Raw genomic sequence first — 2283 nt, forward strand, 5'->3', positions numbered from 1 at the left:
GGCTGGAAGTGCGCGCTCAGGCCCGCAGGCTGCCGCCCCCCGTGGCTCGGGGTCCGTCCTCAAGCGCCGGACGGGCTGGGGCTGGGGCCAGACGGGCTGGGTGCTGCGGCCGGGGAGGTCCCGGGGCGGGGCGATACGGGGAGGCCCCGGGCGCGGCGGGCCCGTACCATGGGGGTGAGCCGTGGCGTGTCCGCCCCGGCGGGGCGTCAGAGGAATACGCCGCATCCCACGATCGAGAGAAGCGCCAGCCAGCATGCCCACGCGCCACGACATCCGTAACGTCGCCATCGTCGCCCACGTCGACCACGGCAAGACCACCCTGGTCGACGCCATGCTGAAGCAGGCCGGAGCCTTCGCCGCCCACCAGCAGCTCGACGACCGGATGATGGATTCGAACGACCTGGAGCGTGAGAAGGGCATCACGATCCTCGCCAAGAACACCGCGGTGAAGTACCACCCGAAGGTCGGCGGGGCTCCCACCACGATCAACATCATCGACACCCCCGGCCACGCCGACTTCGGTGGCGAGGTCGAGCGCGGGCTGTCGATGGTCGACGCGGTCGTCCTCCTCGTCGACGCGTCCGAGGGCCCGCTCCCGCAGACCCGCTTCGTGCTCCGCAAGGCCCTCCAGGCCCGGATGCCGGTCATCCTGTGCATCAACAAGACGGACCGCCCGGACTCCCGTATCGACGAGGTCGTCAACGAGACCTATGACCTCTTCCTGGACCTGGACGCCGACGAGGAGCAGATCGAGTTCCCGATCGTCTACGCCTGCGCCCGGGACGGCGTCGCCTCGCTGACCAAGCCCGCCGACGGCACGGTCCCGGCCGACAGCGACAGCCTGGAGCCGTTCTTCAGCACGCTCCTGGAGACCGTCCCGGCCCCCGAGTACGACGAGTCCGCGCCGCTCCAGGCCCATGTCACCAACCTGGACGCCGACAACTTCCTCGGCCGTATCGCGCTGCTCCGCGTCGAGCAGGGCGAGCTGCGCAAGGGGCAGAACGTCGCCTGGATCAAGCGGGACGGCACCATCGCCAATGTCCGTATCAGCGAGCTGATGATGACCGAGGCGCTGACCCGCAAGCCGGCCGAGATGGCGGGCCCGGGTGACATCTGCGCGGTCGCCGGTATCCCCGACATCATGATCGGCGAGACCCTGGCCGACCCGGAGAACCCCATCGCGCTGCCGCTGATCACGGTGGACGAGCCCGCGATCTCGATGACCGTCGGTACGAACACCTCGCCGCTGGTCGGCCGTGGCGGCACCGGCAAGGGCGCGGAGAACAAGGCCGCGGTCAAGGACCGCAAGGTCACCGCGCGCCAGGTCAAGGACCGGCTGGAGCGCGAGCTGGTCGGCAATGTCTCGCTCCGGGTGCTGGAGACCGAGCGGCCCGACGCCTGGGAGGTGCAGGGCCGTGGTGAGCTGGCGCTGGCCATCCTGGTCGAGCAGATGCGCCGGGAGGGCTTCGAGCTGACCATCGGCAAGCCGCAGGTGGTCACCAAGGACGTCGAAGGCAAGATCCATGAGCCCGTCGAGCGGATGACGATCGACGTGCCCGAGGAGCACATGGGCGCGGTCACCCAGCTGATGGGCGTCCGCAAGGGCCGGATGGACAATATGTCCAACCACGGCTCCGGCTGGGTCCGGATGGAGTTCGTCGTGCCCTCGCGCGGTCTGATCGGCTTCCGTACGGAGTTCCTGACCAACACCCGTGGCACCGGAATCGCCCACTCCATCCACGAGGGCCACGAGCCGTGGTTCGGCACCCTGACGACCCGTAACAACGGCTCGCTGGTCGCCGACCGCTCCGGCCCGGTCACGGGCTTCGCGATGACCAACCTCCAGGAGCGCGGCGTCCTCTTCGTCGAGCCGGGCACCGAGGTCTACGAGGGCATGATCGTCGGCGAGAACTCCCGCGCCGACGACATGGACGTGAACATCACGAAGGAGAAGAAGCTCACCAATATGCGCTCCTCCAACGCCGATGTCGCGGAGTCGATCGTCCCGCCGCGCAAGCTGTCGCTGGAGCAGTCGCTGGAGTTCTGCCGCGACGACGAGTGCGTCGAGGTGACCCCGGAGGCGGTCCGTATCCGCAAGGTGAACCTGGACGCGCGGGAGCGCGCCCGCGCGGCCTCCCGCGCCAAGCACGGCTGACCGTTCACCGGATCACCGGCTGACCGGCTGACCGCGCGGGCCCTCCCGGGCCCAAGGGCGCCGAGCGCACGGCTGACCGCGCGCGGCCTCCCGGGCCTCCCCGGGCCCAAAGGCCCCCAGGGCCGCCC

1 protein-coding gene is annotated in these 2283 nt (G+C 70.0%); it reads left to right on the plus strand.

Going from position 1 to position 2283, the window contains the following annotated elements; translation table 11 throughout:
- Positions 1-253 precede the first annotated feature (253 nt).
- Positions 254-2155, plus strand: a complete 1902-nt coding sequence (gene typA, locus ACWF94_RS39020; protein ID WP_453499806.1) for a translational GTPase TypA — start codon at positions 254-256, stop codon at positions 2153-2155.
- Positions 2156-2283 lie beyond the last annotated feature (128 nt).

It is taken from the genome of Streptomyces sp. NPDC055078 (assembly GCF_053607985.1).